This is a genomic window from Brevibacillus fluminis, assembly GCF_052072235.1.
GTDB lineage: Bacteria > Bacillota > Bacilli > Brevibacillales > Brevibacillaceae > Brevibacillus_D > Brevibacillus_D fluminis_A.
This window is the reverse complement of sequence record NZ_CM125436.1, coordinates 4,038,629-4,057,159: the sequence shown is the minus strand read 5'-3', so window position 1 is coordinate 4,057,159 and position 18,531 is coordinate 4,038,629. Positions and strand designations below refer to the sequence as shown.

Annotated in this window: 22 protein-coding genes; 11 read left to right on the top strand and 11 right to left on the bottom strand. The window is 53.8% G+C overall.

Translation table 11 applies throughout. The annotated features are described in order from the left end of the window. Positions 1–57: 57 nt before the first annotated feature. On the bottom strand, positions 58–1,512 hold the full coding sequence (locus ACTID9_RS20215; protein ID WP_441066682.1) for a recombinase family protein: 1,455 nt from the start codon (positions 1,510–1,512) through the stop codon (positions 58–60). Between the two features lie 133 nt (positions 1,513–1,645). On the opposite strand from ACTID9_RS20215, the gene ACTID9_RS20210 reads away from it, so the two are divergent. Then, a complete protein-coding gene (locus tag ACTID9_RS20210; RefSeq protein ID WP_441066681.1) occupies positions 1,646–1,804 on the top strand; it encodes a hypothetical protein in 159 nt (52 codons plus the stop codon). Here the strand turns inward: ACTID9_RS20210 and ACTID9_RS20205 are convergent. Beyond that, positions 1,801–2,325 carry a hypothetical protein gene (locus ACTID9_RS20205; protein ID WP_441066680.1) on the bottom strand — a complete coding sequence of 175 codons (525 nt, stop codon included), beginning with the start codon at positions 2,323–2,325 and terminating at the stop codon, positions 1,801–1,803. The two genes, ACTID9_RS20210 and ACTID9_RS20205, sit on opposite strands and share 4 nt — an antisense overlap. Before the next feature lie 131 nt (positions 2,326–2,456). Here ACTID9_RS20205 and ACTID9_RS20200 point away from each other — a divergent pair, with 131 nt between their 5' ends. Further along, entirely contained in the window at positions 2,457–2,939 is a 483-nt protein-coding gene (locus ACTID9_RS20200) for a GNAT family N-acetyltransferase (protein ID WP_441066679.1), read from the top strand. A gap of 287 nt (positions 2,940–3,226) precedes the next feature. Here the strand turns inward: ACTID9_RS20200 and ACTID9_RS20195 are convergent, their stop codons facing one another. Next, positions 3,227–3,760 (bottom strand): trypsin-like peptidase domain-containing protein, encoded by a 534-nt coding sequence (locus ACTID9_RS20195; protein WP_441066678.1) that lies wholly within the window; start codon positions 3,758–3,760, stop codon positions 3,227–3,229. 185 nt (positions 3,761–3,945) lie between these two features. Here ACTID9_RS20195 and ACTID9_RS20190 point away from each other — a divergent pair, with 185 nt between their 5' ends. After that, the gene (locus tag ACTID9_RS20190) at positions 3,946–4,485 is read left to right on the top strand and encodes a PadR family transcriptional regulator (RefSeq protein WP_441066677.1); all 540 of its coding nucleotides are present in this window, start codon (positions 3,946–3,948) and stop codon (positions 4,483–4,485) included. Positions 4,486–4,542: 57 nt separating this feature from the next. On the opposite strand, the gene ACTID9_RS20185 is transcribed toward ACTID9_RS20190, so the two are convergent. The 3 genes from ACTID9_RS20185 to ACTID9_RS20175 form a co-directional block, all read right to left on the bottom strand. Further along, positions 4,543–5,655 (bottom strand): aminopeptidase, encoded by a 1,113-nt coding sequence (locus ACTID9_RS20185; protein WP_441066676.1) that lies wholly within the window; start codon positions 5,653–5,655, stop codon positions 4,543–4,545. A gap of 141 nt (positions 5,656–5,796) precedes the next feature. Continuing rightward, positions 5,797–5,883, bottom strand: a complete 87-nt coding sequence (locus tag ACTID9_RS20180) for a YjcZ family sporulation protein (RefSeq protein ID WP_441072665.1) — start codon at positions 5,881–5,883, stop codon at positions 5,797–5,799. Between the two features lie 45 nt (positions 5,884–5,928). Then, entirely contained in the window at positions 5,929–6,024 is a 96-nt protein-coding gene (locus tag ACTID9_RS20175) for a YjcZ family sporulation protein (RefSeq protein WP_122919138.1), read from the bottom strand. 182 nt (positions 6,025–6,206) lie between these two features. Here ACTID9_RS20175 and ACTID9_RS20170 point away from each other — a divergent pair, with 182 nt between their 5' ends. The 3 genes from ACTID9_RS20170 to ytxJ all read left to right on the top strand — a co-directional run bounded on the left by ACTID9_RS20170 (position 6,207) and on the right by ytxJ (position 7,601). Further along, on the top strand, positions 6,207–6,443 hold the full coding sequence (locus ACTID9_RS20170; RefSeq protein WP_441066675.1) for a hypothetical protein: 237 nt from the start codon (positions 6,207–6,209) through the stop codon (positions 6,441–6,443). Between the two features lie 266 nt (positions 6,444–6,709). After that, the gene (locus tag ACTID9_RS20165; protein ID WP_441066674.1) at positions 6,710–7,114 is read left to right on the top strand and encodes a hypothetical protein; all 405 of its coding nucleotides are present in this window, start codon (positions 6,710–6,712) and stop codon (positions 7,112–7,114) included. A gap of 166 nt (positions 7,115–7,280) precedes the next feature. Then, complete coding sequence (gene ytxJ, locus ACTID9_RS20160; protein ID WP_441066673.1) at positions 7,281–7,601, top strand: bacillithiol system redox-active protein YtxJ; 321 nt, start codon at positions 7,281–7,283, stop codon at positions 7,599–7,601. A 163-nt stretch (positions 7,602–7,764) separates the two neighbouring features. Here ytxJ and ACTID9_RS20155 read toward each other — a convergent pair whose 3' ends face one another. Genes ACTID9_RS20155 through ACTID9_RS20145 form a run of 3 tightly spaced genes read right to left on the bottom strand, consistent with a single transcriptional unit; the run spans position 7,765 to position 10,793 of the window. After that, positions 7,765–8,682 (bottom strand): glycine betaine ABC transporter substrate-binding protein, encoded by a 918-nt coding sequence (locus ACTID9_RS20155; protein WP_441066672.1) that lies wholly within the window; start codon positions 8,680–8,682, stop codon positions 7,765–7,767. Between the two features lie 52 nt (positions 8,683–8,734). Beyond that, entirely contained in the window at positions 8,735–9,574 is an 840-nt protein-coding gene (locus ACTID9_RS20150; RefSeq protein WP_441066671.1) for an ABC transporter permease, read from the bottom strand. After that, the gene (locus tag ACTID9_RS20145; RefSeq protein ID WP_441066670.1) at positions 9,567–10,793 is read right to left on the bottom strand and encodes a quaternary amine ABC transporter ATP-binding protein; all 1,227 of its coding nucleotides are present in this window, start codon (positions 10,791–10,793) and stop codon (positions 9,567–9,569) included. Before ACTID9_RS20145 ends, ACTID9_RS20150 begins: the two co-directional genes overlap by 8 nt. Positions 10,794–11,038: 245 nt before the next feature. Here ACTID9_RS20145 and ACTID9_RS20140 point away from each other — a divergent pair, with 245 nt between their 5' ends. Continuing rightward, positions 11,039–11,608, top strand: a complete 570-nt coding sequence (locus ACTID9_RS20140; RefSeq protein ID WP_441066669.1) for a GbsR/MarR family transcriptional regulator — start codon at positions 11,039–11,041, stop codon at positions 11,606–11,608. Between the two features lie 47 nt (positions 11,609–11,655). On the opposite strand, the gene ACTID9_RS20135 is transcribed toward ACTID9_RS20140, so the two are convergent. Continuing rightward, positions 11,656–13,848, bottom strand: a complete 2,193-nt coding sequence (locus tag ACTID9_RS20135) for a cell division FtsA domain-containing protein (RefSeq protein WP_441066668.1) — start codon at positions 13,846–13,848, stop codon at positions 11,656–11,658. 288 nt (positions 13,849–14,136) lie between these two features. Here ACTID9_RS20135 and ACTID9_RS20130 point away from each other — a divergent pair, with 288 nt between their 5' ends. The 4 genes from ACTID9_RS20130 (at position 14,137) to ACTID9_RS20115 (ending at position 17,490) form a co-directional block, all read left to right on the top strand. Further along, entirely contained in the window at positions 14,137–15,234 is a 1,098-nt protein-coding gene (locus ACTID9_RS20130) for a bifunctional 3-deoxy-7-phosphoheptulonate synthase/chorismate mutase (protein WP_441066667.1), read from the top strand. A 145-nt stretch (positions 15,235–15,379) separates the two neighbouring features. Further along, positions 15,380–16,384, top strand: a complete 1,005-nt coding sequence (gene ccpA, locus ACTID9_RS20125) for a catabolite control protein A (RefSeq protein WP_441066666.1) — start codon at positions 15,380–15,382, stop codon at positions 16,382–16,384. 164 nt (positions 16,385–16,548) lie between these two features. Beyond that, positions 16,549–17,250 (top strand): 5'-methylthioadenosine/adenosylhomocysteine nucleosidase, encoded by a 702-nt coding sequence (locus tag ACTID9_RS20120; protein ID WP_441066665.1) that lies wholly within the window; start codon positions 16,549–16,551, stop codon positions 17,248–17,250. Further along, positions 17,251–17,490, top strand: coding sequence for a glutaredoxin family protein (locus ACTID9_RS20115; protein WP_441066664.1), 240 nt, complete (start codon positions 17,251–17,253; stop codon positions 17,488–17,490). Positions 17,491–17,558: 68 nt separating this feature from the next. Here the strand turns inward: ACTID9_RS20115 and ACTID9_RS20110 are convergent, their stop codons facing one another. Further along, a complete protein-coding gene (locus ACTID9_RS20110; protein ID WP_441066663.1) occupies positions 17,559–18,428 on the bottom strand; it encodes a pentapeptide repeat-containing protein in 870 nt (289 codons plus the stop codon). Between the last annotated feature and the right edge of the window lie 103 nt (positions 18,429–18,531).

Below are 18,531 nucleotides of genomic sequence, written 5' to 3'. Positions count from 1 at the left end.
AAAGGGCAAAAAAGACGGGAGGCGCTGGCGCGTTCGAGGCAAGATGATCGCCGGCGGCTAACGATAGACGGTGCTTGTGATGCGAACCTGGCGTTTATCGCAATCTGCATCAAGCCGCTCGAGCAAAAGCGAAAGCAGCTGCTTTTTCTCGAGCGGTGCAGCAGAGGCCCAGGCTAACGGGAGGTTTTGCATGAGAAGAGGTGCGCGATCGGGAGCGTCAGCTTCTCCGGTCGGGCAAGCAGCGTGCTCCGCCAGCTGTGCGCGCAGCCTCTCTTCCTGCTCGCGTTCGGTCTGCAAGCCAAACGCCAGCTCTTCCTGCGTGATGACTTGATCGAGATAGGCCAGATGCCAGCGGTGCTTGCGGGCTTGCAGTTTTGCCAGTTCGCGCTGAAGCGCCGCTGTTTTTTGCCGGCGGGGGTGCCTGTATTGTTCCAGCACCTTCAGGGCGGCGCGTTCATCGGGTTCGATATGGGCGAGCACGTCCGTGGCAAAGTGTTCGGCCAAGCGATCTTCCCGAATGAGCGGGGCGTCGCAGTCGCGCGTCCGTTTTCCTGTGCAGTGATAGAAGCGATAGCGGTAAGAGCGTCCGTTTTTGTTGACGTGACCGGTTTTGCCGAACATCGGGCGGCCGCACCGGGCACAGTGCAGCAAGCCGGAAAACAGATAGTCGGAGGCGAGCTGCCGCGGATGACGGTCCGTCCGCACCGAAAGCATCGTCTGCGCCGCGAGAAACGTTTCCTTTGTAATAATCGGCTCATAAACCCCCTCAAGCAGCACCCATTTCTCCGGTGGATTGGCACCGGTCCCTTTTTCCGCGTAATTCCAGCGCAGCGCGCCATAGTAGACGTGATTGCGCAGCATCCGGTGCAGCGTGGATTCAGCCCAGCGCGAACCGTGCTTGGGAGGTACTCGCCGCTGATTCAGCCGTCTGGCGATGGCGGCTGCCCCGAGTCCGTCCACATGCCATTGGAAAATGTCTTTCACCACTTCCGCTTCCTCCGGGATGACACGCAGTCCATCTGCATCAAGGGCAAAGCCATAGGGCGGAGGCCCGCCGGGGCGCTTTTGCTCCAAGGCCATCTGCTCCATGCCCAATTTCACCCGTTCAGCCAAATTTTCCCGCTCCCACTGGGCGAGTGCCGCCACAAGCGTAATGAACAGGCGGCCGATCGCTGTCGTCGTATCATACGCCTCGGTCGCGCTGCAGAAGCTGACGCGGTACCGCTCGAACTCTTGCAGCAGCTGGTACAGGTCCAGCACGGAGCGTGTCAGCCGGTCCAATCGGTAGACCAGTACGACATCCAGGCTGCCGGATTGCACATCGTGGAGCAGACGGTTCAGTTCGGGGCGGTCGGTATGCTTTCCGCTGACGCCCTCGTCAAAATAGCAGCCTGCGATTTGCCAATCTTGTGAGTGGGCATAGGCGGACAGCTTTTCCTTTTGGGCGGCGATGGAAAACCCCTCCTGTGCCTGTTCTTCCGTCGATACCCGTCCGTAAAGCGCTGCTCTCATCGGTTCCCTTCACCTCCAGCTTCTCTTCCTTAGTCTATGTTTGACGCAGGCGAAAACGGCCTGGACAGCGCAAACAGCGGAAATGTTCAACAAGCCGTGCGACATACGATGGGGAATAGGGAGGGATGGGAGCATGCAAAAGCCGAGCTTGGCCGCTTTGGAGGCGGTATATGGCTTTATTCTGCGGGAGCTGCTGCCGAAAATGGCCGAGTGCCAGCCGGACGCAGCAAAAAAACCGCCGCTCTCTGCATCCGGCAAAGAACGGCGGTCTATCGTGGAAACCAAGGCTTAACGCGATTTTTTCGCAGGGAATGCCCGATCGAGAAAATGCCCGAACGTGACGCATGCCGTGGAAACAAAAAGTGCGGCCATCGACGACAGGAGCACACCTTTGACGATGGTGGCGGACAGCAGCAGCATGATGAAAATGGTGGCGATCAATTCCGCAACGACCGCCCACTCGGGTGATAAGCCGATTTGCTGAAGAAACGCTTTGAGGAACGGTTCCGCCAGCAACTCATAGAAAATCAGCAAAATGACGCTCAAGAGCGAAAAGAGGAACAAGGGCAGCAGATGGGAGTGATCCACCAGATTGGGGAAAAGCCAGCCGGACAGCCAAAGAATCGCAGTGAGAATCAGCACCAGCGGGATGCAGCTGAACAGGATGACGCTTACAGTGATGAGCATGACAAACAAGGCTGCGAACGGCCCGCCCGTCCGCTTCGCTTGCTTGGGAATCGCGCGATTGAACAAGATCATTCCAAATGTTATGCAAAATCCAAAAAGGATGGAAAGTTCGACGTTTGCCGACATGCAAATTACCCCTACTATCTGTTCGTCATTTAGTGAATCTATTATAGCATAGATTAGTCGAAGCTTTGCGATAATAAACCGCTTGCAAAATATTCAAACAGCAGTAAACTCTTACCATGGAGGCGAGTGACATGGAAGAGTTTGCGATACGCGCGATCGGCGAAAGCGATCTGGACTGGGTGCGCGAATTTTTGCTGGAGCATTGGGGCAGCACGCAGATGGTCTACAGCAAAGGGGTCCATCAATGCGACCGGTTGCCCGGCTTTGCCGCTTTTGTGAATGGAGAGCCGGTGGGCTTGCTTACGTATGAAAGCAAAGAAGGGGCCTGCGAGATCGTCTCGCTGGACAGCGTGCGCGAAGGAATCGGTATCGGAACGGGACTGCTGCAGGCTGTCGAGCAGGTGGCCCGCGAAAACGGTCTTACGCGACTGTGGCTGATCACGACGAACGATAATTTGCACGCGCTGCGCTTTTACCAGAAGCGCGGGTATGCGCTGGTTCGCATCTACCGGGACGCAGTGGAAGCGGCGCGCAAGCAAAAGCCGCAAATCCCGCTCTATGGCAATGACGGCATTCCCATCCGGGATGAAATCGAATTGGAAAAGAATGTGTAAGGGGGAGTTTCCCTTCCTTTCCAGCATTGTCCTATAAATTTTGCAGCTGGCGATGTCGATGATAAGAATAGGAGAGGCCCAACCGGCCTCGCCATCTAGTAATGATTTTCTTGGGGCATGCATTCCTTGATCAAGGCAACCAATTCTTGCAGAGTGGTTGTCTTATTTCTTGTGTGAATATGGCAGATGTAGCGATTGCAGGTAGTGTTACCTGTAACCGACTACTGATTTGCAATAGGGCTTTCGATATAATTTCATTATCACGTACAAACCCTTCCGACTTACTACTAGTAGTGGTCGGCTTTTTTTTGCCTATGAAAGGAGTGTCGCGGTGTTTTTATCCCTTTGGCACATGACGGTGAACCGATGCTGATGACCCATTCTCCGACCTTTGTCTGGGTCGAATCACCCAGCGGGAGCGGGTACAAGCGGCAATCGGCATTGATCTTGATGATCGCATAGTCGCGAACAGGATCGCTATGGACACGTTTCGCCTCAAAAATCCGTCCGTTGCAAAGCTTGACAAGGATGGTTTTTGATTTGCCGACAACGTGCTCGGACGTGAGTATATATCCGCTTGGGTGAAAGATGAACCCGGAACCGAAGCTGCGCTCCGTTGCCAGATTGTTGGCGGATTGCTGGCGAAACAGCTCTTTGATCATCTGGTCCACGCGAGAGGTAGAGACGTGGTCTTCTGTCACGATGGAAACAACCCCGTCTTTGACTTGTTCCACTAACGGAACGAGGAAATTTTGTGGGTTTAAACTGCTGGAGATCGGGTATTTACTTTTTATATAGCCAGACCATTTTTTCCTCTTCACGCATATGTCCCCCCACAACAGATAGGTATGCATCATTTTATGGTGGGAGGAAACATGTGGGAAGCCCAAATATTGATTCACACTTTCCGTCATATTGATATATGATTGATTTAGCTTTTATAATGGTCAAGGTAAGTATACGCAGTTATGTACAGAACAACTTTTCACACACTCGGAGGCTCATAATGGATGTTAAAACGATTATTTTGGGTTTTTTAAATGATGGGGAGATGAGCGGATACGATATTAAGCAGTTCTTTTCCAACAGCATCGGTTTCTTTTATGACGCCAGCTTCGGCGCGATTTACCCTGCCCTGCGCAAACTGGAAGAAGAAGGACTGGTAACGAAACGGGAAATCATTCAATCGGGCAAACCGAATAAGATTTTATACAGTATCACAGACAGCGGAAAAGAATTGTTCCAAAAAGAAATGATGACGCCGATTCAGCCACCGATCGTTCGTTCTGACATGCTTGTGAAGCTGTTTTTTGCTGGTAAGCGCACACCACAAGAGCAGGAGAAGCTGTTCGATGCTTGTTTGCAGCACCAAAAAGATTTACTGGCGCACACGGCCAAATCCCGCGCGAAGCTGGCCGATGGGATGGATGAATTCCAGCAATTTTCATGGGACTATTCCTTACATTATATTCAGAGCACTGTGCAATTTTTGGAAGACAACAAAGACCGCTTGCTGAAAAAAACAAACGCTGAAGTGAAGGCGTAGCATAGAAAAAGACGATGGTGCCAGCCAGCCCATCGTCTTTTGTGTTTTATGGATGCGCTACCGCAGCTTGTCCGGATTCAGGCACTCCAGCTCGGGTACGACGAAGCGGCCGTCTTTGCGGATCAAGGTTCCGTCGAAATAGATTTCCCCGCCGCCCCATTCCGGGCGCTGTATGCAGACGAGATCCCAGTGGATCGACGATTTGTTGCCGTTTGGCGCCTCGTCATAGCTTTGGCCAGGCGTAAAGTGGAAGCTGCCGTCAATTTTTTCGTCAAATAAAATGTCTTTCATTGGATTTTGGATGTACGGATTCACCCCGATGGCGAATTCCCCTACATAGCGGGCACCTTCATCCGTATCGAACACCTTGTTGATTCTTTCCGTATCGCTGGCTGTGGCCTCGACGATCTTCCCATCCTTGAACGTGAGCTTCACATTCTCGTACGTATAGCCTTGATATGGGGAAGGCGTGTTATAGGAAATGACGCCGTTGACCGAATCCTTCACCGGGGCCGTGAACACCTCGCCGTCCGGGATGTTGTTTGCCCCTGCGCATTTGATCGCCGGAATCCCCTTGATGGAAAAACGCAAGTCGGTGCCAGGACCCGTGATGCGCACCTGATCGGTTTTTTCCATAAGCGCCACCAAATTTTCCATTGCGTCCGACATTTTGCTGTAGTCCAGATTGCACACATTGAAATAAAAATCTTCAAAGGCATCCGTGCTCATCGAGGCGAGCTGGGCCATGGACGCATTCGGATAGCGCAAAATCACCCATTTTGTGTCGGGGACGCGCACATCCAGCACAGGTCGCACCAAAAGGCGGCTGTGCAAGCTCATCTTGTCGCTCGGTACATCCGACAGCTCGTTGATGTTGTCGCCCGAGCGAATGCCGATGTAGCAATCCATCCGCTTCATGAAGGCGACGTCCGCCTCGCGCATGATCGCCAGCTGATTTTTATTGATGTTGAACAGAAGCTCACGCTGGATCAACGGATCGATCAGCTGGACGTAAGGGTTGCCGCCGGCCTTGTACACCTCGGAAATCACCGATTTGACCAGTTCAGGGACATGGCCGACCGCATAAATCAGCACGTTTTCACCCGGTTGCACACGTGTCGAGTAGTTGACGAGGTTGCTTGCCAACTGCTGGAGACGGGAATCTTTCATCGCTCTTTCCCTCGCTTTCCTTGGACATCCTTCTTATTGTACACATTTTGCACGCACTTGAGCCTTGCCGGACACGGCATTTGGCCGCAAACAGAAAAAAGACTGGCGCATGCGCCAGCCCTTTTCCCGTGCGTTCATCGATTAGCAGTCAGCTGCTCCGACGATTACCAGCAAGATGAACAGCACCAGTACCAATGCAAATGAGTCTTCTCCAAAAATTCCACCCATGCTTACATCCTCCTTATATCAATAAAGTAGTTAGGGTTACCGTTTTTAGCACTCCGCTGCGCCGATGATGACCAACAGAATGAACAACACCAGGATCAATGCAAAGCAATCTCCAAAACCACCGTTAAAAATGCTGCTCATAAATGACTTCCTCCTTGATGTTTTTTCTCTTTTCACTTACATCCATAACATATGGCGGTAATCCGAAAGGGGTCACGAGGCAGACGCCCATATTTGCAAATTGTTGTGGTATATGATTCGAAAAACTTGGAAAAGCTAAAGGATACGAAAAGACGAAGCAAGCCGAAAGGATGACACTTTTTATGCGCCGAGCGTTCACAATACCACAGGATGAACCGCATGTTTCCATTACGATCAACGTGGGGGAAGACTTCAAATCGATCGTCTGGAAAGCCCAGTACGACATGGATTTCAAAACCGAATGTCTCTTCTGCTACTCTGACAAGATCAGAGGGTATCGCGTGGAGGACGAATGGGGACGGAACGGCAAAGTAGCCGTGTGCCCGCATTGCGAAAAGGTAAATGCCGTTTATCTGTAGAGTGCATACGCAAACAAGCAAAATCCCCTCGCTTTCCAATCGGAAGGCGGGGGGATTTGTCTCGTTTTTGTCGGCGCCGTCATTCGTCGTCACGGGCAAAAACGCAAGCGCAGACTCATGCAAAGGGCGAAATGCCACGCAAGCTTGGGCACACGCATGAAATGGCATGACATCCACCAAGTACCACAAGCATTCTGACAGGATTTCGATTAGGATAAAAGAATGTATAGAGGTACAACCAGCGAGGAATTGAGGTGAAAACATTCATGCTGAAGAAATGCAGCCGCTGTGGAAGTGAAATGACAATCATGTTGCGCAATGTCGTGTATCGGAAACGCGTGAAGATCTACAACGTGCCGGTACATGTGTGCGGCGATTATGAATGTTCACATTCGCAGGTGGTTGAGATGATTAAAGAAGATTTGAAACAGTTAATGAAAGAGCTTGGCCCAACCCCGAGACAGCAAGAGATTGAGTTCGAACAGATTTCGGAATTATCCCATCTTCTCGTATATGTTGCTGATCAAACGGAAACAAGTCAAGAGACCGCTGTCCGTACGGTGGTAGAAAATCGCGTAAATGAACTGCTCGATCTGTTCCTCCTCGCACAATCGCTTGGCGACGAAAGATGGTGCACGGAGATTCGGAACAGGCTGGTACAGATCGTGTAGTCTTGTTGTGTGGAAAGAAAGAGGCGACCTCCCTGTGAAAAGGCGTCTTTTTCTTACCCCAGTGGATGCTTTTCAGATCACCGAAAGCACTTCGCGGCTGGCATCGCGTCGACCTTTTGCGTTATAGTGGGGGAGAAGAGCGATACATGCGAAAGGAGCCTGGATGATGAAACAACTACATAGCATCGAGGAATTGGACCAGTTTATCGGTGAAGGCGGAAAGCGGCTGCTGTTCAAGCACAGCACGGTTTGCCCGATCAGCACGGCGGCTCATGACGAGTACCAGGCGTACTTGCAGGACGCCGACATTCCGGCAGCGATGATTCTCGTTCGCGAGGATCGGCCGGTTTCCAACGAGGTGGAGAGCCGCTTCGGCATCAAACACGAATCCCCGCAAATTTTCCTGCTCGACAATGGTGAAGTGAAGTGGCATACATCCCACTGGAAAATCACCAAACAGGCGATTGGGGAAGCTGTAAACGCGTAAACGTACGCCAAACAGGCACAAAAAAAGACGAGAGCACCCGTTCGGGAGGTTCTCGTCTTTTTTGTGTGCGTTAACCGTGCCCCCTTGATCAGGGAGTGCGTGCTGCCTAGTTTGCAGGCTGGATCATCAACTCGCAGGTGATGCCGTTTCTCTGTGGCATGCCTTATTTTTTCAAGTCTTCAATCGAGTCGATGTTCATGTAGGTCGGAACGACGAGACCGAGCTTTGTCCCTTTCAGGTTCGGACCGAGGTCTTCATACTGTCCCTTCAGCTTTTCTGCATAATCCGCATGTGTCGTCGGCAGCCAAGCTGCGACCATGGCATCGGCATCGCCATTCGCCACACCTACCCACATCGGGCCAGCCTCGACCTGGTTCATTTCCACCGTGTACTTCAATTTTTGCTCAAGCACGGTTTTGACGACGTTGGTGCTGGCGATTTCCGAATCCCAGGCGACATAAGCCAATGAAATTTTCTTGCCAGGCTCAGGGGCGATTCCTTCCACCCACTTGTTCACTTTGTCCCCATTTTGCGCGACCCAGTCCGCAGCAGCGTCCTCAGGCGACTTTCCATCCGTAACCGCAAGCATCACCTTTTCCATATCCGCCGGCTGCCATTCGAACTTGTCGAGGAAGGCATAGGCGGACGGCAGCTGTTCTTTCAGCCCTTTTCTGACGATGGTGTGGATCTCTTCATCTTTGCCGTATACGCCTTTCGGGTCTTTCAAATATTTCAGGTCGTATTTGGAGAACATCCAGTGGGGTGTCCAGCCGGTGATGACGATCGGCTTTTTGTTTTTATAACTTTCCGCAAGCGCGGCGGTCATCGCGGCACTGGAGCCTTCCACCAGCTCATAGTCATCCAGGCCATATTCCTTGATCGCTTTTTCGGTTGCGTTCATCAGGCCGGCACCAGGATCGATCCCGATGATTTTATGGTCAACTTGTTCCCCGACGCTGCCGGACGCCTCGGTGGGTGCAGAGGGGGAAGACGGCTGCGCAGCTGGCGAGCAAGCCGCTGCAAGCACGCCGAAACCGGCAAACATGCTAAGCGCGAGCAACAACGGTTTGGTCTTTTTCATGGCGAATCGCTCCTTCATTCTCTCGATTTTTGATAAGGCGGTGTGGCCGGTCTTACTTTTTAAAGACAGTCTGAAATCCATGTGTGAATCGATCCAGCAAAATGGCGACGATCACGATGGCGATACCCGCTTCAAAGCCGGTACCGATCTTGATTTGCGTAACGGCACGATAGACGTCTGCGCCCAAACCTTTTGCACCGATCATGGAAGAAATGACAACCATGGATAATGCCAGCATGATGCTTTGATTGACGCCCGCCATGATGGTCGGCTTGGCGAGCGGAAACTGGACTTTGATCAGCTTTTGCCCGGCGGTGGAGCCGAAGGCATCGGCGGCTTCGATCAATTCTTTCGGCACTTGGCGAATCCCCAGATTCGTCAGACGGATCGTCGGGGGCATCGCGAAAATGACGGAGGCGATCACGCCGGGGACTTTCCCCAGTCCAAAGAAAAAGATCGCCGGAATCAAATACACAAACGCGGGCATCGTCTGCATGAAGTCCAAGAGCGGCGTGACGACATTCTGGACGCTGTTGCTCCGGGCACACCAAATCCCGGTCGGAATCCCGATGACGACGGAAATCAAGGCAGCCGTCAAGACGAGTGCGAGCGTATCCATCGTGTGTGCCCAGTAGCCCAAATTATCGATGAGCAAGAGGCCCGCCAGCGTGAAGAGAGACATGCGCCATTTGCCGACGCGGTAGGCGACGAGCGTCAGCAATGCGATCAGCAGCCAGGCGGGGGCAATCGTCAGGAGTGCGGTAAAAAAGCCGGCCAGGCTGTCGATGACAAACGAGATGCAATCAAACAATCCGCCCAAATGATCATCCAAAAATTGCACGAATGCTTCTACCCAATGGTCAAGCGGCAGTTTTGTCGTGAGATTATTCAAAGGCGTTCACCTCGGTTTCAGTAGTCTGCGGTGTCGCGGGAAGCGGCAAATTGCCAGCCAATCCGCCCAGCACGGAGCCTTTGACGACGACACCCAGCAAGCGTCCCTCATCGCCGATGACGGCAACAGGTATGGAGGAGGTAGCCAGCAGGTCGAACAGCTCGTTTACGAGCGTATCAGGGGAGACGGCAGGCGTGTCGCGCAGCATAACCGCTTCCAAGGTCAGCTCCTGATCGCGCGCTTGTGTCGCACCATCGGCAGTAACTACGCCGAGCAGCTTTTTGCGCTTATCGACGACATACAGCGTGGACACCCCGCGCTCCCGCATCAACTGCAGGGCGACGCGCGGCCCCCGGTCAGGGGTGATCGTCTCAGGCCGCTTCATGACATGGCTGGCAGACAAAATTTTGGACCGGTCCACGTCCTCGACAAAGCGTGCCACATAATCGTTGGCAGGATTGGTCATGATGTCCTCCGGAGAGCCGATTTGCACGATCTCCCCATCTTTCATCAATGCGATGCGATCGCCCAGCTTCAACGCTTCATCCAGATCGTGCGTAATGAACAAGATCGTTTTTTTCATGGTGGATTGCAGTTCCAGCAGCTCATCCTGCATGTCTTTGCGAATCAGCGGGTCAAGCGCGCTGAACGCTTCGTCCATCAGCAAGATGTCGGGCGAGTTGGCGAGTGCGCGGGCCAAGCCTACGCGCTGCTGCATCCCGCCGGAAAGCTCGGTCGGATAATGGTTTTCCCAGCCGGCAAGCCCGACTAGGGCAAGCGCTTCTTTTCCTTTTGCCTCGCGCTCGCTTTTGGCCACCCCTTGAACTTCCAGGCCGTATTCCACATTTTGCAAAACGGTGCGGTGGGGGAACAGGGCGAATGATTGGAACACCATGCCCATTTTTTTGCGTCGCACCTGCTGCAGCTCATCCGTGCTCATCGAAGCGATGTCTTGCTGATCGATGAGAATTTTTCCATCGGTTGGCTCGATCAGGCGGTTGAGCAGACGAATCAAGGTCGACTTCCCGCTGCCGGACAGACCCATGATGACGAAAATTTCTCCCTCCTGCACGGAAAAGGAGACGCGATTCACGCCCACAGTCAGGCCGGTTTCCTGTAAAATTTCCGCCTTGCTGCTGCCCTTTGTCAAATAAGAAATCGCACGCATCGGTTTCGGTCCGAAGATTTTGGATAAACCTTCTACGACAAGTTTAGCCATGCGTTCACCTCCAGTTCGTTGGTCAAAACGATTGACCCCCATTGTAACGAAGATCGATTTTTCCCACAAAGCTGGAAATCGGGGAAAAACGTTTGTAATTTACGTTCAGAAAAAACTTTACGTACTTTTCTTGCCGAATACTCCGTAATCCTTGTATATGCTGTACGATCGGTCATATTTACTTTTTTCGCCTTGAACGGTATAGTGAGAGTAATGAATTTGAACTAGGGGAATGCGTTTCGACCATGGAACCAAAATATGAGGAAGCAATCAGAAAAGCAGAACAACGGGTCGTGGAGGCGTTGGCCAAAAACATGGACCTGTACGGAATTACCACATCAACCGGCTTTTTGTATGGAACACTGCTGTTTCAGGACAAAGCGATGACCCTAGATGAAATGGGCTCTGCCTTGGGGATGAGCAAAACCAGCATGAGTACCGGCGTTCGCACATTGATGGATCTGAATATGGTCTCCAAGATTTGGATGAAGGGGACGCGGAAAGACCATTATGAAGTGACATCTGATTGGTATCAAAATTTCATTGATTTCTTTTCCTTGAAATGGCGGAATGCCGCGGAAGGGAATGCGCATGCATTGAAAAAGTCGGAGAATGAACTGGTCGCGCTTTTGGCCAAGCCGGATTTTCCGGAAGAGAAGCGGGAGGCGACGGAGCGGAGCTTGACATTGATTCGCAACGGCCTCGATTACTACGATTGGCTGCTGCGACTGATCGATACGATGGAATCGCACGAGATTTTCCAATTCGTTCCGCGCAAGGAGCAGGAGCGCGACGAATCGCACAGGTTTTCATAGAAAAAAACGGCTTCCCGTCTGTACGGTGAAGCCGTTTTTTTTGTTCCTCATGATTCCCAGTACAGCTCAAGCTTGTCCCCGCTTTTGATTTCCGTTTGGAAGGTGGCGGGCTCACCGTTGACCAGCATGATCAGCTTGGCGATGCCATCGCTTGCAGGCTGTGTGAGAGATACGTCAACATAGCGGAAAACGTCATTGAAAACGGGAGCGGCCCCGACTGTCGTTTTCACGGTGATCACGGCATCCGGCTTGACCGTTTGGTCGGCCGTGGCCGGTTCGCCATCCATCGTAATGGAAACCGACGCGGTTTTGATCGTCACAGGCTGTCCGTTGAAAACGACTTTAAGCTCTTCCTGGACCCAGTCTTCCAAAGGGATCACGTCTTGAATCGTCGGCGCTGGCAGCTCCGTTACGCGATGGACGATTTTGTCGCCTGTACGGACGCGGGTCGTTCCCGATGCCAGCTGGCCGTTAACGAACAGCTGGCTTTCCTGGAGCGGGACCGTATAGTCGTGCCCATTGAGGGAGAAAGCCAGCAAGCTGCCCTCCAGCGGCGGTGGCGCTGCCGTCGTTGCACCGGTTTGCGCAAGAGCGGCAAGCACTTCATCGACGGTATTGCGCAGGCGGACAATCACCTCATCGCGGTCGGCTACAGGATAATCAAGCGGCTGCGCCGTTCCGTTGACCAGGACGAGCGGCTCCAATGAAACGGGCTGATCATTGTAGGAAACATCGAGCGTGTCGATCACATCAAGCAAATCTTTGACACAGGCGCTTGCCTGCTGTCCGTTTTCACCGGGCACGACGATGATGGCATCGCCATCGGCAATCGGAGCGTCGAGTCCGACCGGCTCATTGTTTTTCATAATCACAGGCGGCGTGCCGTGGCCGCCCGGGATGATCTTCATCCGGCCGTTGACCGTCAGCGTCATGGCGAGGCCGGGACGGCCGTACAGGCGGCGGACGTCCAAACCGGCTGCCAGCACGGCGTCGCCCAAAGTCATTTTGCGCAGGTCAAAAATGCGCAGCACAGACTCGTTGACTGTCACGGTGACGTATTTGATCGGATGGCGCCGCGCCGCAACCGCAATGCCGACGGGCGTCACGAATTCCGGGCCGTTTAAAAGCGGGTGCGTCCCGACATGCTGGGCGATCGCATCGGCGCCGCGGACGGCGACGCGCTGTGCCGGCATGTTCAGCAAAGCGGCGACTTTTTCCGGCAGGCGCGGCGTCAGGCTGCCGCCCCCGATCAGCATGACCGCTTGCGGCGATTTGCCGTTCAACTCCATGATCTTGTCCGCGATCTTGCCCGCGAGCCGCTCGATTTCCGGATCGATGGCGGCGATAATCTCCTCGGCGGAAAGCAGATGCTCAAGCCCCAGAATGTCGGTGAACGGAATCGGACTTTCTGTCGCGAGCTTGCGCTTGACTTCCTCAGCCATCGGAAAATCGATCAAAAAGGCGTTCATCAGCGCATCGGTAATTTCGTCGCCGGCAACGGGAACCATGCCGTAGGCGGTAATCGCGCCTTCTTCCGTCAATGCCACGTCGGACGTTCCGGCCCCGATGTCGACCAGCGCGATGTTCAGGCGGCGCATGGTGACGGGGATCAGCACGTTGATCGCGGCGATCGGCTCCAGCGTCAGCGCCTGCATTTCCAGATCGCAGCGCTTTAAGGCCGCGAGCAGCGAATCCACGACGACGCGCGGCAAAAAGGTGGCGATGACATCGACGCGGGCAGTCTCGCCGCGCTGGTCGATCAGGCTGCCGATCATTTCACCGTCGAGGAAATAATGGACGACGCTGTAGCCGACGCAATAGTAGCGCGTCACATCCGTCTCGTTCAACTCGATGGCAAGCTGGCTTTGCGCCTCCTGCACGGCGGAAAACTCCAGTGTGATCACATCCTCGCGGGAGAGAAACGCCTTGTGGCGAATGTCGATCTCGACGCTGACCCGGCGTGTGCGCAAGGATCGTCCGGCAGCGGCGACGGCGACTTTTGCGAGCGGACCGTGGCTTGCTTCCAATGTTTGCTTGATCTTATCGATGACGCGGGCAACCGCCACGACATCGTGAATTTGTCCATCCAGCATGGAACGCTCGTCATGCTCCTGAATGCAGCAGTCGACGACGCGAAATTTGTCACCCACAGGTTCGACAATCAGACCGACGACACTTCTTGTTCCTATATCCAATGAAAAGATGAGATCCTGCTTACCAGCATTTGCTTCCTGTGACAAGGCGGGGGTCACTCCTTACGAGCTAGTGTTGCTTTCTGTTTATATGGTATACTAATTCTACTTTGCCCAGAGAGAATCCTGTCGAAATAACGGGCAAACTGTTCCTGATTTTCCCTTGTAAACGTTACAAATATTTTTACAATTCACTTTCGCGCTTTTTGGTGCTAAAATGCTGACAAAGGAATTTTCATCAATTATAATAGTCCCTAACTTTACGCGAAAGAAAGTCGACGAGCCCGATGGTCGCGTTGCTATGGTTGGGCAATATAGGAGAGGTGGAGAATCAAGATGAGCCAAGATCAAGTAGAAATCCTGCGCAAACAGGTAGATGAGATTAACCTGCAAATTCTTGAACTGATGAACAAACGTGCTGGACTGGTTCAAGAAATCGGACAAGAAAAACTGAAGCAGGGCATCAACCGCTTCGATCCAGAGCGTGAGCGCGAAATGCTGAACCTGCTGGTCGAAAACAATAACGGTCCTTTCACTGACGATGCAGTTCGCCATCTGTTCAAGCAGATTTTCCAGGCATCGCTTGACCTGCAAAAGAGCGACAACAAAAAAGTGCTGCTGGTCAGCCGCAAAAAGAAAGCGGAAGACACGGTCATCACGATCAAAGGCGTGGAGTTCGGCGGCGCATCCCCGATCCTCATTGCGGGCCCTTGCTCGGTAGAGAGCTACGAGCAAGTGAGAGAGGTGGCGGAAAACCACGTAAAACGCGGTCTGCGCACACTGCGCGGCGGCGCGTACAAGCCGCGTACATCTCCATATGACTTCCAGGGCCTCGGTGTAGAAGGTCTGGAAATCCTAAAACGCATCGGCGACGAGTTCAATCTCGTTACCATCAGCGAAATCGTAACGCCATCCGATCTGGAGCTGGCAGCGCAATACGTTGACGTGATCCAAATCGGTGCGCGCAACATGCAAAACTTCGAGCTGCTGAAAGCGGCAGGCCGTCTGGGCCATCCGGTTTTGCTCAAGCGCGGTCTGGCTGCGACGATCGAAGAGTTCATCTACGCGGCAGAGTACATCCTGTCCGAGGGCAACAGCCAGGTCATGCTGTGCGAGCGCGGTATCCGCACATACGAAAAAGCGACGCGCAACACGCTGGATATTTCCGCTGTGCCATTGCTCAAACAAGAAACGCACTTGCCGGTATTCGTTGACGTCACGCACTCGACGGGTCGCCGCGACCTGCTGTTGCCATGTGCCAAAGCAGGGCTTGCCGTTGGTTCCGACGGTATCATGGTGGAAGTGCATCCTGATCCGGATGTTGCTCTCTCCGATGCCAAACAGCAGCTGAACATTCCGCAATTCAACAAAATGGTGGATGATCTGCTTGCTTCCGGTCTTTACAAACAAGAAATCCCGGTTGCTGCTCGCTAATTGGTCGAAATTGAGAACAGCGCATGGAAAAACAGGCCTTCCTTCCAAAGGAAGGCTTGTTTTTTGTTTCACTCTTGGGGTATTGTAAAAGTAACTATGAAAATGTATGAAAACAAAAGTTTAAGGTGAAAGCGAGTGTTTCGCGATGCCCATCACAATCTATGATGTAGCGAGGGAAGCAGGCGTCTCGATGGCCACAGTTTCCCGTGTCGTAAATGGCAACCCAAATGTAAAGCCGACCACGCGCAAAAAAGTGCTGGCGGCAATCGAACGTCTCGGCTATCGCCCCAATGCAGTCGCACGGGGGCTGGCGAGCAAAAAGACGACTACGGTCGGCGTCATCATCCCCGACATCTCCAGCCTGTTTTTCTCCGAGCTGGCGCGCGGGATTGAAGATATTGCGACGATGTACAAGTACAACATCATTTTGTGCAACTCGGACAACCGGTTGGAAAAAGAGCTGCAATTGATCAACACGCTGCTGGAAAAGCAGGTGGACGGGCTGTTGTTCCTCGGCTCCGAGATCAAGGAAGACCATTTGCAAACGTTGTCGACGGCTGCGGTTCCGGTCGTACTGGCCGCGACGCGCGATGCCGACAACATTTTGCCGTCCGTCACCATCGACCATTTCCAGGCAGCGTATGACGCGACCAAAGCATTGATCGATCGCGGCCACAAGCGTGTGGCCATCTTGTCCGGGCCAAAAACCGATCCATTGGGCGGCCTGCTCCGCTTTGAAGGGTACAAGCAAGCGCTTGCGGATTCCGGTATCGCGCTGGATGAAGAGTTGGTCCGCAGCGGCAGCTACTGGTATGAGACCGGCTTGCGCAACATGAACGAGTTTTTGAAACTGGACAACCCGCCGACGGCTGTGTTTGCGGCCAACGATGAAGTGGCGATCGGCGCCATCCATGCGATCCAGGATGCGGGCAAATCCGTGCCGGGCGATATCGAGATCATCGGTCATGACAACATCCGCCTCGCGGAAATGGTGCGGCCGAAGCTGTCCACCGTCGTGCAGCCGATGTATGACATCGGCGCTGTGGCGATGCGCCTTTTGACCAAGTACATGAACAACGAGCATGTCGAGGAGCATGTCGTCCTCCTGCCGCACCGCATTGAGTACAGACAAAGCACGCGCCCGCAGTAAGCGGAACATGCGCGACAACCACCACGGCTCCGCCAATCGTTTGGCGGGGCCACCTTTTCGCATGCGGTTTACGAAAAGCGATTCGTTACTGAGCCGCAGTACATACAGCCAGGGCAATGGGTAACACGAGCACAAGCCCGGCTTTTCAACAGGAGGAAAAAAGAATGCGTATTGGCATCATCGGCGCAATGGACGAGGAAATTGCGCTTTATTTGGAAAAGATGGGGACAACCGACACGGTAAGCAAGGCGGGCATCACGTATTATACGGGACAGCTGGACGGCCATGACATCGTGCTGGTGAAGTCGGGGGTTGGCAAAGTAAACGCAAGCGTTTGCACGCAAATCCTGATCGACCGCTTTGAAGTGGAGTCGATCATTTTCACAGGGGTTGCGGGCGCCGTCAATCCGGAGCTGAACATCGGCGATATCGTCGTTTCGACCGATTGCATCCAGCAAGATATGGATGTGACTGCCCTCGGGTTTGCGCCCGGGCAGATTCCGTATGCGGACAAATGGACATGGGAGGCGGAAGGCAAGCTGGTGGAACTGGCGATGCAAGCGTCTGCCAAGGTGACCGGTGACCATCGCGTCATCAGCGGGCGGATTTTGACCGGTGACCAATTCGTCGCGGACCCGTCGAGAGTCGCGGCCCTGTACGAGACGTTCCGTGGCGATTGCATCGAGATGGAAGGGGCGGCGGTCGCACAGGTCAGCGCGATGAACGATGTGCCGTTTGTGATCGTCCGTTCCATGTCGGACAAAGCGGACGGTTCGGCTCATGTAAACTTCGCGGAGTTCACGCACTTGGCATCCCGGCGATCTTATGAGATAGTGATGGAAATGCTGAAAGGACTGAAGCGATAAATGAGCAAACAAGCGATTGTGTATTCCACGAAAGGCTGCATCGAGTGCGACATGGTCAAGCAAATGCTGACGACGCAAGGCATTCCGTTCGAGGTTCGCGATGTCATGACCAGCGCCGAATTCCGCGACGAGGTGGAAAAATTCGGCTTCCTGGGCGTGCCGGTGACGGTCATCGACGGCAAGGCGGTCAAAGGTTTCGTGCCCGATGAGTTGAACAAGCTGATCGCTGGCGCACAATAAGGGAAAACGAGAGGCACCCTGCCAACGAGAGCGGGGTGCCTTTTTTTACTTCTAATCGATGTGCGCAGCTAGGCCGACCAGTGTGCCGGACGCGTGAGGGCGGACGGCAGCTTTGTGCGTGCATCGCCCTTTGCTGAATTGAGCTGGGCTTGCGTAAGAAACAGGCTGTCGGTGAGATCGGCGCCGCACAGGTTCGCATCGCGCAAATCAGCGCCGATGAGGTCAGCCGCGCGCAGGTCAGCGCTTCGCAAATCAGCGGCGATCAAATACGCGCCGCGCAGGTTGGCGCCGCGCAAGTCAGCCCCTTTGAGATTGGCGCCGATCAGGTCGGCTCCCCGGCCGATCGGCTTCTTGAGGCCGCGCCGCTCCTTTTGCTCCCGGCCGGCATTCGCGCGGACAAGCTCGCTGGTTCGCAATAGCAGCTGGTTCACTTCCGCGCGGTGCGCCGCGACATCCGTTTTCGCCAGCTTGTCAGGTGGCTGCTGGGTAAGCCGCTTTGTTTCGGCGAGTGCGGAGCGCAGCTCATCATAAATCGGACGGGCAGCGGGCAGTGTCAGCGCTTCGCTCACATACCAGAGCAGTTCGTGGAGATGCCACATGATTGGGAATACCTCGAACATTTGCTTCGCGGTATCGGGATGATCGCGCCAGTCTTTGCCGCGAAACGTCGATTGGGAGACGGTTTGCCCCGCCCCGAAACAGTCGTACACCGTGCATCCGCGAAAGCCGATTTGCCGCAAGCGGGGATGCACGCCGCAACGGTAGTCGGCCTGCAGGTTGGTACAAGGCTGTCCGGCGTGTTTATCCACCGCGAAGTCGGAGGAAGCCGCGAAAGGCAGCGCGACACAGCACAGGCCAAAGCAATTTTCGCAATCGCCGACCAGTGCGCGGCGGTCGATGTCGGGATAAGGGGCGAAATCATGAGGAGTGGTAGACAAAGCATGGTCTCCTTTCGCTTCTTTTTTTCAAATGGTCAAACGTTCAAACAAAGAACCAGCCATAAGAGGGCTGGTTCGTACGCGTGACGATGGGTGTCAACAA

Coding starts and splice junctions, on each gene's coding strand:
- ACTID9_RS20190 (WP_441066677.1), top strand. CDS start 3,946: ATGGATGTTAAAACGATTATTTTGGGTTTTTTAAATGATGGGGAGATG.
- ACTID9_RS20155 (WP_441066672.1), bottom strand. CDS start 8,682: ATGAAAAAGACCAAACCGTTGTTGCTCGCGCTTAGCATGTTTGCCGGT.
- ACTID9_RS20130 (WP_441066667.1), top strand. CDS start 14,137: ATGAGCCAAGATCAAGTAGAAATCCTGCGCAAACAGGTAGATGAGATT.
- ACTID9_RS20175 (WP_122919138.1), bottom strand. CDS start 6,024: ATGAGCAGCATTTTTAACGGTGGTTTTGGAGATTGCTTTGCATTGATC.
- ACTID9_RS20165 (WP_441066674.1), top strand. CDS start 6,710: ATGCTGAAGAAATGCAGCCGCTGTGGAAGTGAAATGACAATCATGTTG.
- ytxJ (WP_441066673.1), top strand. CDS start 7,281: ATGAAACAACTACATAGCATCGAGGAATTGGACCAGTTTATCGGTGAA.
- ACTID9_RS20210 (WP_441066681.1), top strand. CDS start 1,646: ATGCAAAAGCCGAGCTTGGCCGCTTTGGAGGCGGTATATGGCTTTATT.
- ACTID9_RS20180 (WP_441072665.1), bottom strand. CDS start 5,883: ATGGGTGGAATTTTTGGAGAAGACTCATTTGCATTGGTACTGGTGCTG.
- ACTID9_RS20205 (WP_441066680.1), bottom strand. CDS start 2,325: ATGTCGGCAAACGTCGAACTTTCCATCCTTTTTGGATTTTGCATAACA.
- ACTID9_RS20170 (WP_441066675.1), top strand. CDS start 6,207: ATGCGCCGAGCGTTCACAATACCACAGGATGAACCGCATGTTTCCATT.
- ACTID9_RS20140 (WP_441066669.1), top strand. CDS start 11,039: ATGGAACCAAAATATGAGGAAGCAATCAGAAAAGCAGAACAACGGGTC.
- ACTID9_RS20115 (WP_441066664.1), top strand. CDS start 17,251: ATGAGCAAACAAGCGATTGTGTATTCCACGAAAGGCTGCATCGAGTGC.
- ACTID9_RS20215 (WP_441066682.1), bottom strand. CDS start 1,512: ATGAGAGCAGCGCTTTACGGACGGGTATCGACGGAAGAACAGGCACAG.
- ACTID9_RS20185 (WP_441066676.1), bottom strand. CDS start 5,655: ATGAAAGATTCCCGTCTCCAGCAGTTGGCAAGCAACCTCGTCAACTAC.
- ccpA (WP_441066666.1), top strand. CDS start 15,380: ATGCCCATCACAATCTATGATGTAGCGAGGGAAGCAGGCGTCTCGATG.
- ACTID9_RS20120 (WP_441066665.1), top strand. CDS start 16,549: ATGCGTATTGGCATCATCGGCGCAATGGACGAGGAAATTGCGCTTTAT.
- ACTID9_RS20145 (WP_441066670.1), bottom strand. CDS start 10,793: ATGGCTAAACTTGTCGTAGAAGGTTTATCCAAAATCTTCGGACCGAAA.
- ACTID9_RS20200 (WP_441066679.1), top strand. CDS start 2,457: ATGGAAGAGTTTGCGATACGCGCGATCGGCGAAAGCGATCTGGACTGG.